Here is a 16742-nt window from a genome sequence, read left to right on the forward strand (position 1 = left end):
ATCAAATATACTAGCTATCAAAACATTTAAGTAAGCGACGAACCCACTCAAAGTAATAAAGCATCTTTATTCACATAGGACTAACAGTCTATACTTTTTCAGGAAAAAGAAGGAAAAAGCAGATTTATGTAGAAGTTTGTATTAAGTATCAAAGATTTTATAAAATGACCAAATTTAGTTGTATGAGGTAGGGAACTGTTCATTTTAGGAGGGAATCTTTTTGGAATTTACATTTATTCACGCAGCGGATATTCATTTAGATAGTCCGTTAAGAGGTTTGGAAAAGTACGAAGGAGCTCCTGTGGAGAAAATTCGTAATGCAACACGTGAGGCATTTCAAAACTTGGTCGACCTGGCAATTGAAAAAAAAGTAGCCTTTCTGCTTATCGCTGGTGATCTTTACGACGGAGATTGGAAGGATTACAATACAGGGCTATTTTTTATTAGCCAAATGATTCGACTACATAAAGAAAAAATTAATGTTTACTTAATTCGAGGAAATCATGATGCACAAAGCCTCATCACTAGAGAATTAAAGTTACCTGCGAATGTCTTTGAGTTTTCCGTTGACCATCCTAAGACGATAACGATTGAATCTCTACAGGTTGCATTACATGGACAAGGTTTTGCATCAAGAGCTGTGACAGAAAATTTGGCAACATCGTACCCGCAAAAAAAGGAAGGATACCTAAACATTGGTCTGTTACATACAAGTGCAACCGGACATGAAGGCCATGAAAATTATGCGCCATGTTCAGTAGATGACTTAAAAGCAAAAGGCTATGATTATTGGGCATTAGGTCATATCCACTTAAGAGAAGTGTTACATAAAAGCAATCCAGTCATCCTCTTTCCGGGTAATATCCAAGGTCGGCATGTTAGAGAAATTGGAAATAAAGGATGTACCATTGTTACGGTAAAAGAGGGACAAATTGAACAATATGAACACCATACCCTTGACGTGCTAAGGTGGGAAGTTTGCCAGGTGGACGCTTCTGCTTGTGAAACGGAACAAGATGTATTAGATATCGCCAGTGAAAAATTGGAGCAGCTTATGAATCAATCCGATGGTAGGTTCCTGGCCATACGATTCCGAATAACCGGTGCAAGTGAAATTCACCAAAAGTTAATTGTGGAAAAAGAACATGTGATGAATAATATTCGCTCGATGGCTTTAGAAGTGGGTACTGGAGATGTTTGGATTGAAAAGGTAAAAATTGAAACAAGTAGAAAAATCGATATCAATGAGTTAAAGGAAAATAGCACCCCTATCGCAAGCATTCTAGAATTCATTGAACAGATTCGGAACGAACCAGAAACGGTTGAATTGCTATTAGCGGAATTTAAAGACTTACAAACCGTATTACCCCACGAATTAAAGACGGGGGAAGATGCTTTTGATTTCACAAATCCAGCAATCATTGAAGATAGAATTAAAGAAGTAGAAGATCTAATTTTACATTACTTGACTACGAAAGCTGGGGAGGTAATTGCATGAAAATAAATTTTATAAATTTGAAAGCATTTGGTCATTTTACCGATTACTATTTACATTTTGATGAAAAGAAAAACTTTCATTTACTATACGGTCCAAATGAAGCAGGAAAAAGCACGATCCTTCGTTCCTTTACTAACTATTTATATGGTTTCCCAAAGAACACACCAGACACCTTCCTACACAGCAATCAAAAGCTGAGGATTGAAGGTGAATTGCAAAACAAAAAAGGGGAAAAGTTGAATTTTACTCGACGTAAAGGTCAATCAAAAACTGTATTAGATGCCTACAATAACCCACTCGATGAAAAACAAGTTCTTCAATTTTTAAACGGAATGAGCAAAGATCAGTTCAATAACATGTTTGCGCTAGATCATATTCGATTACGTGAAGGTGGAGAAAGTCTTCTTCAAAGTGATGGAAATGTGGGTCAAAGTCTATTTTCTGCTGCAACAGGAATGAATGCACTTCGGAGCGTTTTAGACGAAATGGAAATAAAAACAAGCAAGCTGTATACAAAAAACAGGCCAAAATCAACGATTAATAGTGCGATTAAAGAAGAAAGAGAATCGTCGCTAAAAATTACAGATAACCAAATGAAAATACAAGATTGGAAAGAACTAGAGCGAAACTATGTTGAGGGTAAAAAGAAAATAGAGGAATTAAAGACAAGAATTAAAGAGTTAAGAGAAATGGAACAAAAATACTTGCGACTAAAACAAACTTTACCAAAAATCGCCCTTTACAAGGAAATGCAAGAAAAATGTGAAGAGCTTTCTACCGTTCCCGACTTACCAGAAAATATAGAAGATTTACGAAAAGAAAATGTGCGAAATTTAGAAGTAGCTAAAATTGCCAAGCAAAAAGCAACGAAGGACTTGGAGCAAGCACAAAAACAACTAGAAACAATTGTTATCCCAGAAGGAATTCTTGACCAAGCATCTTTTATTGAATCCTTGTATCGGGAAAGCAGCAGTTATCGTAAGGATGTCGAGCAGGTGCCAATTCTTCAAGGAGAATTTCGTCAATTAGAACAAAGTATTCTCGCCAGGTTAAGAGAGCTAGGTCAAGTTACGGACAATTTTGATACGATAGAGCAATATCGGATCAGTACGGAGCTTAAGAAAAATATTCATGAATTAGCGGATCACAAGCTCGTATTAGACAACAATGCAAAGAAGGCAAACGACGATTATAATTCTTTAAACAATGAGCTAACTGAGATTCAAAGTGATATTCAAGAGGTTAACGAGGCGTTTGATGTGGAGTCACTTGATGCTGCCATTAGTAGAATTCGAGAGGAAGGAAAGCTCGAGAACCTATTAAAAGAAAAGGAAGAAGAATTACGACAAGTTGAGCAGCAACTAACAGAGCTAATCCACAGCTTGCCTCTGTTTAATGGAACAAGCGATCAATTATTTCAGTTAAAAGTGCCTACGTTAAAGGAAACCATTAAGAAATTTCAAAAAGACAATGAAGAAATTTCTAGCAAAAAAAAGCAGTTTGAAAAAGAAATTGAGGATGAAAATAAAGCTATTCTAGATTATGAAAATAGAATTCGTGAACTAGAATCACTTGCGGATATACCGACGATAACTCAATTGCAAGAATCGCGTAAATATCGGGATGAAGGCTGGCTAGTTATTCGCCAAAAATTGAATACAGGTAATCTTGACGAAGCAGCACTATCCGCCTTTTCAAACGGTCTGCCACTTGATTTGGCATTTGAAAGAAGTATCCATGAAAGTGATGGTATTTCAGATACGATGCGAACCGAGGCTGAGAAGGTCGGGGTAAAAAATAATTTGCTCCTTAGTATTGAAAAAAGTAAAAATAATTTGAGTACACTTAAATCATCATTAGAAGGTTTAGTGGAAAAAGAGTTCATTTGGAATGGGCAATGGAAAGAACATTGGCAATCCGTTCATTTTGAACCATTATCACCACCAGAAATGTTAGAGTGGCTGGATCAATATGAAGCGATTCTTGAACGTAATCAAAGTAAAGAGACAATAGCTGTCCACGTAAAAGGGTTAAATGAAAAAATCGCAGTGTTTATGGAGTTGCTAAGAGAATCCCTTAGGGACATTGAACCAGGTGCTGACTATTCGACACTTGAAGAACTCGTGAAAGCAGCAGAAAGAAAGAGTAAAAGAGTAGCAGAAGAGAAGACCAACCGTAAAAACTTGATAAAAAACTTAACGAAAATAAAGAAAAACCTAGAGATCGCTAAGGAAAAAGTAGCAGAAACCGGTAAGGAACTTGAAATATGGATAGGTAAATGGGACAAGGTAATTGAAAACCTAAAGATCTCAAAATATACCTCTCCAACAGTGGTCAAAGAGCTTCTTGAGACATACGAAGATTGTGTAACTAACTATGATAAACTAAAGCACGCAGAAAAAGAAATAGATACCCTAACCAAAAGAATTAATGCTTTTGAATACAAGGTAGAAAGCATCAAGCAAATCATTAACATCGAATTAATTCCTAATGCGATGGACCTTGCCGTAATAACGTTGTTTGACGCATTACAGAAGGCAAACAAAGACCAAATCGAGATTGACAATCTTAATAGTCAAAAAACGAATGCAACAGGTGAACTTGAAGAGGCGAAAAAGCAAATCACTCATGCAAATGATGTTCTAAAAAGGCTACTCGAGCAAGCCTGCTGTGAATCAATTGAAGAACTTGAAAAAATCGAGTCTGACTATAAGGAAAAGTGTAAATGGAAGGACAAAATTGAACAGTTAGAATTACAGATTATCGAATTGGGTAATGGTCTAATGCTCAATGACCTTCTGGAAGAAGCAAATCTTGCAAACAAAGATTCACTAGATATTGACTTGGATGAAGTAAAGCAAGAATTAATAACTTTGGATAAAGCTCGATCTGAAATGGAACAAGCACATGGTGTAGTAAAAAATGAGTACACAGAAAAAATTGAAGGAACGAACTTTTCTTCGGTAAAAGCAGCAGGAGAAAAACAAAGTAAGCTAGCAGCCATTGCAGGGTACACAAATGAATACATCAACTATAAGTTAGCTTCACTATTGTTACAAAAAGGGATTGAATACTACCGAGAAAACAATCAAAGCCCAATCCTAAATCGAGCGAGCGAAATTTTCAATCGACTAACACTAGGGTCCTTTGATGAACTAACCGTTGACTATGACAAAAAAGACCAACCAATCATCATGGGAGTTCGCAACAATGACGAAAAGGTAGAAGTTTCAGGTATGAGTGATGGCACAACAGACCAATTATATTTAGCTTTACGAATTGCAAGCATTGAAAATTATGTAAAAGACAATGAACCAATCCCATTCATCGTGGATGATATCCTTGTCCACTTTGACGACGAAAGGTCGAAAGAAACATTAAAAGTATTACTGGAACTATCAAAACATACACAAATCATATTTTTCTCTCACCATTATCGTTTGATTGAACTAATGAATGCAGTATCAACTGATAGTTCCTCTTATCAGTTAAAAGAACTCAACACTGTAACCGTATAGTGTGTACTGTACAATTACCATAGTAGAAAACAGGGAGGGGCACAATTAGTATTAACGCTAGTTGTGCCTTATTACTTGTAAGACTTCATATTGTACCCTATATAAATTACCCCTTAGTCTATTTTGTTAGTTGTTGGTGACGTAACAAGATTCTACTAGTAATTCCGTTTCGAATGTGACTTATAGTTTACTATGAAAATAGGGGTTGCTCTGATTATGGTTATGCAAAGAGAATTAATTGGTCTAAGAATTTTTATGATAATCTATTGATATACCTTGAATCTTTTAAGAAGGTGAAATGGTTAGAAAAGCAAAATTTAAAGCAGTTTGATCTTTTTGATCTATTAGGATTTTTTAAAATAGGTTAAGTTAAAATCATAGGAATATAAAAGATGATAGTTAGCATGTTCTCATTGCTATATATCTTTTTCCTTACTGCTCACATGCCATATTATCCCCATCCCTGTCATGTTTAGAATCATATGCAGGGTGGGTTGAAGGTACCCCATTAGGATAAACTTTTCTCATTTCAGTACAATTCTTAAAGCTTATGTCTTCGCTTGGAATTGTTTCTTCAACTTCAGTAGGGACCTTAGCTGCTTCTTCCTGTGCTCTTTGTGCAGCTTCTTCTTCAGCTTTCCTCTTCTCTTCCTCAGCTAATCGTAGTCTTTCTTCTTCTTCCTTTTTCTGTTGCTCTTCTAATGCTTGTTGTTCTTGAAATTTCTGTTGCTCTTCTAATTCCTTAGCCTTTTCTGCTTCTAAACGCTCGGCTTCCTTCTTTTCATTTTCTTCATTTAATATTTGCTCTTCATCAGGTTCACTGACTTCTTCTGTTTCGTCAGGCATTGTAAGACCAAATAATATGAAAGATAGTACAAACAATAAAGCACCTCTTGTTATTGCAGCTTTCCGAGACTTCATTCTAACTAAGGATGGTTTAATTAAACCTATGATAATAATGATGACCGATACTAAAAGTAACAGCAAAAAAATATTATTAAGAATTGACATATGACTAATCCTCCTTTTTATAATCGATAAAAATATAATGCCTATGTAATTTTACATTTTATTCAAACATTAATGAACAAATAGATTCAATTATCTTGCATTATTCCTTTCAATTGTATGTTAACTCGAAGGACATTCATTTATTCAAACTACATACAAACAAAAGCATCGGAAGAATAAAATAATAAGTGGTATAATTGGGTAAATAAAACAAATATGCTTGTTTATTTATTGGAAGCTTTCATTAACATAAGAATGTATGGACTAAAGGAGAAGAAATGAATAACTACATTGTTATGCAAGGGCATACGTATCATGAGGAAAAAGAATTAGGGATCATTTGGTCACCGCAACAAGACAAAGGTGGGAATGTTCCACACTCTTGGCTCCGTATGAAAGAGGTGCAAAAAGGAGACCGAATTTTTCATTATGTTAAAGGGTTTATTGTTGCCATAAGTATTGCAACCGAGGATTTTAAAACGGCTCCTAAACCTTCCATTTTGCAAAATCATAGCAATTGGAATAATGAGGGCTATATTGTGAAATTGGATTACCATGAGTTAGACGTAGCTTTAAATTTGAAAGCGAATTTAAGTGAAATACTTTCTCTTCTTCCAATCAAATATTCCCCATTTCAACAAAACGGGGATGGTAACCAAGGCTATTTATACCCATGTAATGAGGAACTCGCAATAAAGCTTCTTGAACTGATTAGTGAGTTAAATATCTATCAAGTAAACCAGGAACAACTTGAACTATCGATCGATAATGTGAGAAGAACGGAACGAAATACCTTAATACCTGTTATTGCTGAAACAGAATCAGAAATGAAAACGAAGGTGCGAATAGGTCAACAGAAATTTCGCAAGGCCCTTATGCCATTGTGGAATTCTAAATGCGCACTTTGTAGTATTGACCTCCCTGAATTACTTCGTGCGAGCCACTCAAAGCCATGGAAGGATAGTACGAACGAAGAACGATTAAATCCGTATAACGGGATACTGCTTTGCTCTAACCATGATGCCCTGTATGACAAAGGATATATCGCTTTTGATGGACAGGGGAGACTACACATATCCTCTTTGATAGAACCCGAGAATTACCTAAAATATGGATTAATGCCAAGAACAAAAATAGATCTTCAGCCAGAAAATAAGCCATTTTTTAAATGGCATAAAAAGTTTATATTTGGAAAAGGGAGTATGGAAGAAAGTTGACCTGGTCAGCTTTCTTTTTTTAAAATCAATGGCTGTATTAAACAAGTCAGTTGATTTGCGCTTAAATAACAGCGAAAGTAAAATAAGCGGAGATTTTCCGGTTATTTGAAAAATGGAGCTCGTTTCGTGGAATATTAACGGAGATTTTCCGGTTATGCTATGCAGACATCCCCCATTTTTATGTTTTTTATATAAATAGGCGGAATCTCTCCGTCTATTTCTTACGATTAGTCAAGTGTATTTTAGTTAATTCATTTATGTTTTTTTATTTAGATGTATTTGGGAGGGGTACCCCTCCCAAATACATCTAAATTTTTCCATAACGAAAAGACCTCACGATATTCTTTTTTTCGAAAGGTCAGTGTGCTATAGTGAATATAAACTTGGCTACGATTTCTGAGCTGGTAGTGCGGACTCATAATCGTAAAGTATGCCGTGTGTCAGTAACTGAAACATCACTTTCAGAAACTTATTGATACACGCCACAATCGCGACCTTATGAGGCTTTCTCTGAGGTTGCGTTTTTAATTTGTAATAATAGTCTACTAAATGATTAGGTTTTCCTTTTGCCATAAGCATCGTACAAATCATAAAAAATAAAATCTTCCGTAGCTTCTTATTTCCTCGTTTATTAATACGATCACGGTATTGTGTATTGCCAGATTGATAGCGCATAATATCGATGCCAACGTAAGCGTTCAGTTGTTTCGCGTTTTTAAATCGGCGAATATCACCTAGTTCGCCAATAAGTCTGCATGCTGTTGTATCACCAATCCCTGGAAAGGAGCGTAATACGGTATATTCCTTTCTTCCTTCAGACATCATAACCATCTGTTTCACAAGCTGGTCTTTCTTTTCCATTAAATCCGCAATACGTCGGGCATAATCGCCTACTTGATTACAACGAATATCCGTTGGTTCAATGGCAGGATATGAATTTTTCGCAGCTTCTAATAACACGATGGCTTTTTTCTCTGCACGTTCTAGTGAAAGATTTTTACGTGTATTACTTTTTAAACGATTTTTAATAATTGTCTTTGACTGAGCTAATAAAAGTGCTGGATGTGGATACAATTGCACAAAATTTAAAAATAGCGCTGAACTCGGTGTAATAAGTCGTTCCAACTCTGGAAATGAAAGATGTAAAATGGCATGCATACGATTGCGTAAAAGAATAAGTTCTTCTTCAATCTCGTCATAATAACGAGTAATCGCCCGCATCTGTTCATAATATTCATTCTGCACATACGTCGTTTCACGTTCTAATTTAAAGTGGGTTTTCGCTAACTCATGGGCATCGCTAATATCGGTTTTGTTTCGACGCATTGAAGCCATTTGTAGGTTCGCTTCAAGCGGGTTCATGCGACAGTATGTATGTCCGTGATCCCGTAGAAACTTTTCAACTGATTTTGAATAGACACCCGTCGCCTCAAATACGATTTCAGGGGCTTGTCCATCAAGAGCCGTTATTTCCTTAATACGAAGGTGTAGCTGCTCAAAATCAATGCGTGTATGATACAATTCCCCTTCAAATTCACATTGTCTATAGCCATCATAAATGGCAATGGTACTTTTCCCTTTACTGACATCAAGAGAGATGACATGTTTCATATAAATATTCTCCTTTTATAACCAATCATAGAAGTCTTCACAGTGCCTTATCGATTCCATTTTCTTATACACGATCTCTAAGACCCAACATACTAAACTGATTCAAACAAGGGTGTGAAGTTGGCCTGTTTAAATACGGACTCTTACATGGTCCTATAGACGGATCGACCTTCCTTCACTTCTACTATAAAAAAATAGTAGCACAAACCATGGCCTTGGTTTGTGCTACTAATGTTAGTATGTTTAGGCTATTTTTAATGCTTTTTACCAAATACGCGGAATTTCTCCGTCTATTTAGATTCTTAAAATTAATAAAATCAACAATATCCTTTAACATAGCCTTAACAATAAATGGTATGGATGTTACTAGGATCGAATAAAGCTTAGAAAAGTTCAAACATTAGTTACTAAATACCTTATGATGTATTATGCGAAAGATAAGTGCCAGGTATCACCCGAGAAATTGGGCGGTGCCTGGCATTTTTTTTAGAATGATGAAGACAGTTGTTTATTTCCAATTAATCAAACCTATCACTCATTAAGAACGTATTATATAGAAATGGCACATTTCTGCCCTGACAGGATTGATTCAGTTTGCTGATTATATGGTCATATGTGCGTGGGTAATGAATTCATATTTTTTATATAAGAAATCTATCCCTATATCCTGCAATTCTCCAGGAAACATAGACAAATAAACCTAATATGGTATTCTTTTGGTATATTTAATGATTGAAAGGTTGAATGTGATGTACAAGAAACAAGATTTAGTTAATCATCTTAAAGAATTGGGAATCGACGAAAATGGATCATTACTTGTTCATTCATCAATGAAAAGTATTGGACAAGTAGAGGGTGGGGCGGATACTGTCCTTGATGCACTTTCAGAATATATGAAAAATGGTCTTTTGGTTTTTCCCACCCATACATGGTCGTATATTAAAGCGGAGAATCCTCGATTTTATGTCAAAGACTCACCATCTTGTGTTGGTTTATTAACGGAACTGTTTCGAAAACGTCCGGGTGTTGTTCGCTCATGGCATCCAACGCATTCAGTAGCTGCCCTGGGAAAAGAAGCACATGAATTTATTACGGGAAATGAAAAATTCGACACTCCTTGTGCACGGGAATCGAGTTGGGGGAAATTACTCGATCAGAAGGCAGTCATCTTGTTAATCGGAGTCGATTTACGTAGATGTACATATATTCATGGAGTCGAGGAATGGCTTGATATACCAGGTCGATTGACCGATGATCACGAAATGCTTTACACAATCTTACCGGATAACACCGAACTTTCCATACCGCAAAGAAGACATATTGGTCATACCTCTGAAAAATACAATCGTGTTGAAGATATTTTTCTAAATAATCAAGCTATGTACAAAGGGCAATTTGGCGATGCAACAGTAAGAGTATGTGACTCAGTAAAAATGACAGACTTGCTAAATCACTTACTAAAAGAAAAACCAGATTTATTTTCTTGATTTATGGGGACGGTTCACATGTATCATTTGAATTTTCAAATGATACATGTGAACCGTCCATTTGTTATCTTTATTTATTTACGGCCTGGACCCCAGCCATTTGCGTCGTTATCCACCTGAGTTTTCTGGGGGACAATGGCAAAGAATTGGCATTGCCCGAGCGTTGGACGGCTCGTTATTGGAACCTGGCGGGACAACTTTATATGGTTAAATAGTGATGCACTTACAAAAAGCAACAAACGCGGTCAGTCCCATTTCTTGGAAAACTGGCTGCATTTTTTTACGCTTTGTTTGAAGACTTTACAATCCTGGGAAAAAGGCTTGGTCCAGCAAACGGTCTTATTTCCTTAGATATTATCTTGTAGTGCCAGACACTTTTAATACTTTAAATAAACATTCTCCCTATTTCAGAGCTGGTTTTCTATTTTCTTTTTCATTTTTGTGTAAAATAGAATAGAAAATAAAAAAGAATAGGTGATAACATGAATCAATTATCCGATTTTGTATCCAAGCATCATCATCAAAATGTTGAGGAATTAAAAGAATTACTACGTATTCCAAGCATAAGTTCCTTATCTGAGCATAAAGAGGACATGCAAAAAGCAGCTTCCTGGATCGCCAATAAGTTAAAAAACATTGGAATGGAACATGTTGAAATCGTACAAACAAAAGGTCATCCGATTATTTATGCTGACTGGCTTCATCAGGAAAATGCACCAACTGTATTAGTATATGGTCATTATGACGTACAGCCCGTTGACCCGATTGATTTATGGGAAACCCCTCCGTTTGAACCAGACATCCGAGATGAAAAAATCTTTGCCAGAGGGGCAACAGACGACAAAGGGCAAACGTTCTTACACATTAAAGCAGTTGAAGCACTACTAAAAGTAGAAAATAAATTACCGGTAAACCTAAAATTTTGCATCGAAGGAGAAGAAGAAATCGGAAGTCCTTATCTTCCACAGTTTTTATCCGAAAATAAAGAAAAATTAGCCTGTGATGTGGTGGTAATATCCGATTCTGATATGTGGGATAGGGGAGTTCCTGCTATTACTTATTCTTTAAGAGGTCTGTGTGCTATTGAGGTTTCCCTTAAAACGGCTAATACGGATTTGCATTCGGGTATGTTCGGCGGGGGAGTTCAGAACGCTAACCATTTATTAGTTCAGTTGCTTTCTACTCTTCATGATGCAAACGGAAAAGTAAATGTTGAACAGTTCTATGATGATGTATTAGAATTGACAGAATTTGAAAAGGAACAAATTAAAGCACTGGGCTTTGATGAGGAAAAGCTAAAAAAATCGTTAGGGTTAACAGAATTAACGGGAGGGGAAACAAATTATCCATATCCTGAGAAAATCAGTTCTCGACCAACATTAGAATTAAACGGTATTTGGGGTGGATTCCAGGGGGAAGGTACAAAAACCGTCATTCCGAACGAGGCACATGCCAAAATCACTTGCCGGTTAGTCAATAATCAAAATCCTGAAAAAATCCAGGGATTAATCAAAAAGCATATAGAAGAACAAGCACCAAAAGGATGCACGGTAAAAGTGACACTTCAAGATACAGGTAATCCATTCTTAACCCCAATCGATCATCCGATGATTCAAAAAGCGGCTGAAGCCTATGAACAGGTTTATGGAAAAGCACCTGTTTATAAACGAGAAGGGGGTTCAATTCCGATTGTATCGGATTTCAACCATACCCTAAATTCTCCTGTTGTCTTAATGGGATTCGGGTTGCCAGATGAAAATCTCCATGCTCCTAATGAGCATTTTAACTTGGAAAATTTTGATAAAGGGATCTTAACGATCTGTTCGTTTTTAGAACGGGTCTGAATAGATAGGCAAAGGAGGGATGCATAGCATCCCTCTTTTTTGCTTATAAAAGTTCCGAGCACCTTCCAAATTCTAGTAACTAAACTGAATCGCTAATAGTTGGAACACTTGAAGCTAAAAGCTTTGAGTGTTTTTATTTACTAAATTATAAATCAACCAGTCCTATTCCATCTATTAATCCAATACTGAAGTATTTCATAATTGTAAAAATAGTACAAATTTTATATAGTTTATCTGAAGGTCCTTTTCTAATTATTCAGGGAGATATGATTTCGATGAAATACAGACGTTTAGGAAATAGTGGGTTAAAGGTAAGTGAAATAAGTTTAGGAAGCTGGCTAACCTACGGGAAAACGGTTGAAGATAACACTGCTGAGAAAACAATACATAAAGCATATGAACTAGGAAATTAACTTCTTTGATTCTGCCAATGTTTATGAGCGTGGTGAAGGTGAACGAGTTATGGCTGGGGCTTTAAAGGAATATCCACGTGAATCCTATGTCATTACGACAAAAGCGTTCTGGCCAATGGGTGAAGGTCCGAATGATCGCGGATTATCGAGGAAACATGTGATTGAACAAGCCAATGCGAGCTTGAAGCGAATGAACTTAGATTATGTTGATATTTTTTATTGTCACCGCTATGATCCGCAAACGCCAGTTGAAGAAACGTTGAGAGCCATCGATGATTTAATTCGTCAAGGAAAGATTCTTTATGCAGGTGTAAGTGAATGGAGTGCGGCTCAGATTGAAGAGGCAGTCCGTGTGGCTGATAAGTTCCTTTTAGATCGAATTGTCGTGAACCAGCCTGTATATAACATGTTAAACCGCTATATTGAAAAGGAAGTTATTCCGGTGAGTTCAAAGCATGGGATCGGACAGGTGGTCTTTTCTCCTCTTGCTCAGGGGATTTTAACAGGAAAATATAAAGGAAATACCATTCCAGAGGATAGCCGTGCCTCAAATACAGAAATCAACAACTTCATAAAGGGTATGCTAACTGAGACTACCTATACTAAAGTGGAACAGTTAGAGAAGATCGCCAAGGAATTAGAAATCACTCTATCTAGCCTTGCGTTAGCATGGATTTTACGTCAGCCAAATGTTTCAAGCGCATTAATTGGTGCAAGTAGACCAAGCCAAGTAGAAGAAAATGTAAAAGCCGTTGAAATTGAACTTACAAGTGAAGTTATTGAAAAAATTGAGCGGATTTTGGCATAGAAACAATTTTAGATCAGACTGTTGAAAAGTAAGTAGTTCAATTTTTGAGGAGAAAATAACATAACATTAAAAATAGAGTGCTAAATCTTCGAAGGTTTAGCACTTTATTTTTTTTGTATTATTAATTGTAATAGAAATGAAGAAAATCGAAGGACGTTTATTAATCTCTTGTTTTTAGTTTTAGAAAGATTACTAGTTTCTTTAGGGTGGTTCATTATTTCTTGTATAGGTGGTTCACTTACGGGAAAACGAAGAAATACATAGTGATTACTCGATTGTGAACCATTTTTTCGTTCTTTTTCATGAACCGTGATTAAGCCTAACTCTTCTGCTATTTTGATCATTCGTTTAAAAGTAGAGCGTGAAATACCGTTATCCTTGTATTCTTCGTGAATCGCTTTTAAGAGCGTTCCGATTTTGGCATTGCAAATACCAGGGATTTTTGCAGCAAAACGAACAAGCCGTTTTAATCCAAGCAATTCCCCTTTTGAAAAATCATGCTTATGTATAGCAGCCACATTTCGAAATGATTATTAAATTCTTTAAGTGAACTAAATTGTGAAAACTGTTCAAACCTGTCAATGCTTCCAGATTTTAAATTCATCATTTTGACCCACCCTTTAATCGTTTAGTTCAGGGACTTTTTTAAGCTCCCGATTCTTCCTAAAGATAGCCCGGATGGATTTAATAATCGAACGGCCAAAATTCACTTTTTACCCCGTTTTTGACTCCAAACACTCATTTTCTCGCTCAAAAGTGAATTTTTAAGGCGTTTTTTGCATTTTGGACGTTATCTATCAAATTTTGGAACAAGGGTGCCTTTACAGCGATATAGATTAGCAACGATATTGATTTCAAAACAAATAAATAGTAGAAATAGCATGAACGAATTTAATAAAGTTTATTTTATACGGCTGACACTCACAAATGTTGAAAATTTCAATGTTTGTAAGTGTTTATTGATTAAAGGTTAGTTCTAATCGAATCACTGCTTAAATGTAACGGGGGACAACAGAATGTACTTTCGTAGTATACTTTGAATACTATATTTTTTAAATAGGGTTTTACTGTCAATAAGGTAAAATAAAAAGGGATAAACCCCACGTAGAATACGTTAAGGTCTATCCCTAATTATAGTAGTGTTTTCAAAACGGAACCCTTTATTTTACGAAAAGTCCACGCTTCCAATACCGAGTCTTGGATCCTTTTATTTTTATTGCCATATATTTCAGTAATGGATTATAATAAGAATAATAAATTAAAAGAATATTCTATTAATTAAAATGTATGCGCTTACTTTTTGAGTATTATCAATAATGGTTTTTTTGGTGTTTCTTAAAAAGGAAGGAGGTCTGAATGAATGAAAGCTAGTCGTTTATCTTTTGATAATATGATAGACATCAATGCCCGTACTGGAATGATTTCGGTAAAAGGAAAAAGAATGGCATTGATGTCTACCGAGGCTTTGGGATTATTGCGCAGGGATTTAATGATCACATTTGGAATAGAAAAGGCCAAAAATTTTATTATGCAATATGGGTGGGTTTGCGGCTTTAATGATGCTGAAATAATGGAAAGCAGAACGGATTGGGACTCAAAAGATGAAATATTTTTGGCTGGGCCTGCCATGCACACTTTAGAAGGGTTCGTTACGGCGGAAGCTTATATTAAAGAAGTTAAAAACGGAATTCCTTTATTTCATGGCTTTTGGTGGAATTCATTTGAGGCAGAAGAGCATATCAAACATTTTGGCATAACAGAAGAAACGGTCTGTTGGATGCTAGTTGGCTACGCTAATGGGTATGCAGCAAAATTATTTGGAAATGAGCAGGTATTGATCTATGAAAAGACGTGCCGTGCAAAAGGGGATGAGTACTGTTCCTTTGAAAATAAATTTGTTGGAGATTCAATAGTGGATGTACTAGAAAAAGTAGATACGAAGTATAATAAATCTTCACGAAATGAATTCGACCGGATCTATTTGGAAGTTTCACAATTAAACAAGGATTTGTTAGAAGTAGAAGAAATCCAAAAAAGGCTAAATCAACTTATACTTGAAGATAAAACCCCGTTAGACATCATTCAATATGCGGCAACTGTTCTCAATTGCTCTATCATTTATAAAAATAAAGACGCTGAAAAAATCGCGTGCTTTAAAATGAATGAGGAAGAAAAAATCCTGCGGGATTGGATGAAGGCCGGTGAACCATCTAGCACGATTATTAACAAAAGGTATGTGGATTCATTCCACATTCATGGGAGCAAATACTTCGGAAATTTGGTCGTAATCGGAGAAAAAAAGCTTTGGACAATAGATAAGATGAAGATTGAAAGGATCCTGCTGACACTTTCAATTCAACTAAATTACCAAGAAAAAATAGCACAATCCTTAGTTAAAAAGAGGGAAGCATTTTTTGAGCAGCTTTTTACTGAAGGGCTTGAAAACGATGCCTCTTTAATGGATTCCTCCATTTATGGTTTCAATTCACAAAAATCTCATTATGTTATATCACTAAATATTTTCCCCAAAGAAAAAACAGAAGAAGTACTCTATTATCTAATTTCACGATATCCTCAATGGAACCAATATAGTAAAGATCAAAATATATATATCATTATCGCCTCAGAAAATGTAGATAATATCTATCATTTTATGAAAAGAATAGTGAAGGAAATCAACGCTCAATTTCCTGATGTTCATTTGTATGCAAGTTCCGGGAGATTAGCGGAAACAGTCGACCAACTTGGAAAAAGTTACCGTGATGCGTGTTCTTTCTCTAAGTATTTGCAGATGATGTATCCTAATGCAAATAAGATCGCCACTTTTAATGAATTGCAGCCTATTCTGTTATTTGTAAACTCCGCCAATCATGAAGAGTTAATAGAATTTTACAGCACGACCCTCGGCAGGCTTATTGAATATGAACAATCCAGTCAAAGAAATTTTGTTGAAACCTTAAATATATATCTTGAAAATAGTGGGAATCTCCAGCAAACGGCAAATGATTTACATATTTCCATTGCAGGGCTGCGGTATCGAATTGAACGAATTGAAACCCTTTGTGAAGTGGATCTTAAAACAGGTGAAGGCAGGTTTCAATGCCAATTGGCACTTAAAGTTTACTATTCAATCAAAATGATGGATGAATTGGTAGTATCTTAAGATTGAAGGATTAGATTACTATCATTTAATAGAGATAATCGGGATTAGTTTACGAAACTGTATCCCGATTTTTTTTTGCGGTGAAAATCAGAAGGTACCGCAAAAATGTATATAAAAGTTTGAATTTTCACTATATTTTTACGCTACTAAGTGAAAAGAAAAGTCCCTATAC

Annotated in this window: 9 protein-coding genes and 1 pseudogene; 7 read left to right on the forward strand and 3 right to left on the reverse strand. The window is 35.9% G+C overall.

Annotated features, from left to right (window positions below; genetic code table 11):
* Positions 1-220 precede the first annotated feature (220 nt).
* Entirely contained in the window at positions 221-1498 is a 1278-nt protein-coding gene (locus NSS81_RS23690) for a DNA repair exonuclease (protein WP_342431065.1), read from the forward strand.
* The gene (locus tag NSS81_RS23695; RefSeq protein ID WP_342431066.1) at positions 1495-5016 is read left to right on the forward strand and encodes an AAA family ATPase; all 3522 of its coding nucleotides are present in this window, start codon (positions 1495-1497) and stop codon (positions 5014-5016) included. The genes NSS81_RS23690 and NSS81_RS23695 overlap by 4 nt, the downstream gene beginning before the upstream one ends.
* A 432-nt stretch (positions 5017-5448) precedes the next feature.
* Here the strand turns inward: NSS81_RS23695 and NSS81_RS23700 are convergent, their stop codons facing one another.
* A complete protein-coding gene (locus NSS81_RS23700) occupies positions 5449-6027 on the reverse strand; it encodes an excalibur calcium-binding domain-containing protein (RefSeq protein ID WP_342431067.1) in 579 nt (192 codons plus the stop codon).
* A 278-nt stretch (positions 6028-6305) separates the two neighbouring features.
* Here NSS81_RS23700 and NSS81_RS23705 point away from each other — a divergent pair, with 278 nt between their 5' ends.
* Complete coding sequence (locus tag NSS81_RS23705; protein WP_342431068.1) at positions 6306-7244, forward strand: HNH endonuclease; 939 nt, start codon at positions 6306-6308, stop codon at positions 7242-7244.
* A gap of 387 nt (positions 7245-7631) precedes the next feature.
* Here NSS81_RS23705 and NSS81_RS23710 read toward each other — a convergent pair whose 3' ends face one another.
* Complete coding sequence (locus NSS81_RS23710; protein WP_342430065.1) at positions 7632-8855, reverse strand: IS110 family transposase; 1224 nt, start codon at positions 8853-8855, stop codon at positions 7632-7634.
* Positions 8856-9604: 749 nt separating this feature from the next.
* Here NSS81_RS23710 and NSS81_RS23715 point away from each other — a divergent pair.
* The 3 genes and pseudogenes from NSS81_RS23715 to NSS81_RS23725 all read left to right on the forward strand — a co-directional run bounded on the left by NSS81_RS23715 (position 9605) and on the right by NSS81_RS23725 (position 13407).
* Positions 9605-10342, forward strand: coding sequence for an AAC(3) family N-acetyltransferase (locus NSS81_RS23715; RefSeq protein WP_342431069.1), 738 nt, complete (start codon positions 9605-9607; stop codon positions 10340-10342).
* Between the two features lie 482 nt (positions 10343-10824).
* Entirely contained in the window at positions 10825-12186 is a 1362-nt protein-coding gene (locus NSS81_RS23720; RefSeq protein WP_342431070.1) for a dipeptidase, read from the forward strand.
* Between the two features lie 275 nt (positions 12187-12461).
* Positions 12462-13407 (forward strand): annotated as a pseudogene (locus NSS81_RS23725) (aldo/keto reductase family protein).
* 104 nt (positions 13408-13511) lie between these two features.
* On the opposite strand, the gene NSS81_RS23730 reads toward NSS81_RS23725, so the two are convergent.
* On the reverse strand, positions 13512-13925 hold the full coding sequence (locus NSS81_RS23730; RefSeq protein WP_342431071.1) for a hypothetical protein: 414 nt from the start codon (positions 13923-13925) through the stop codon (positions 13512-13514).
* 842 nt (positions 13926-14767) lie between these two features.
* On the opposite strand from NSS81_RS23730, the gene NSS81_RS23735 reads away from it, so the two are divergent.
* Positions 14768-16570, forward strand: a complete 1803-nt coding sequence (locus NSS81_RS23735; protein ID WP_342431072.1) for a XylR N-terminal domain-containing protein — start codon at positions 14768-14770, stop codon at positions 16568-16570.
* Positions 16571-16742 lie beyond the last annotated feature (172 nt).

The organism is Neobacillus sp. FSL H8-0543 (assembly GCF_038592905.1).
In the GTDB taxonomy this organism is placed as follows: Bacteria; Bacillota; Bacilli; order Bacillales; family Cytobacillaceae; genus Neobacillus.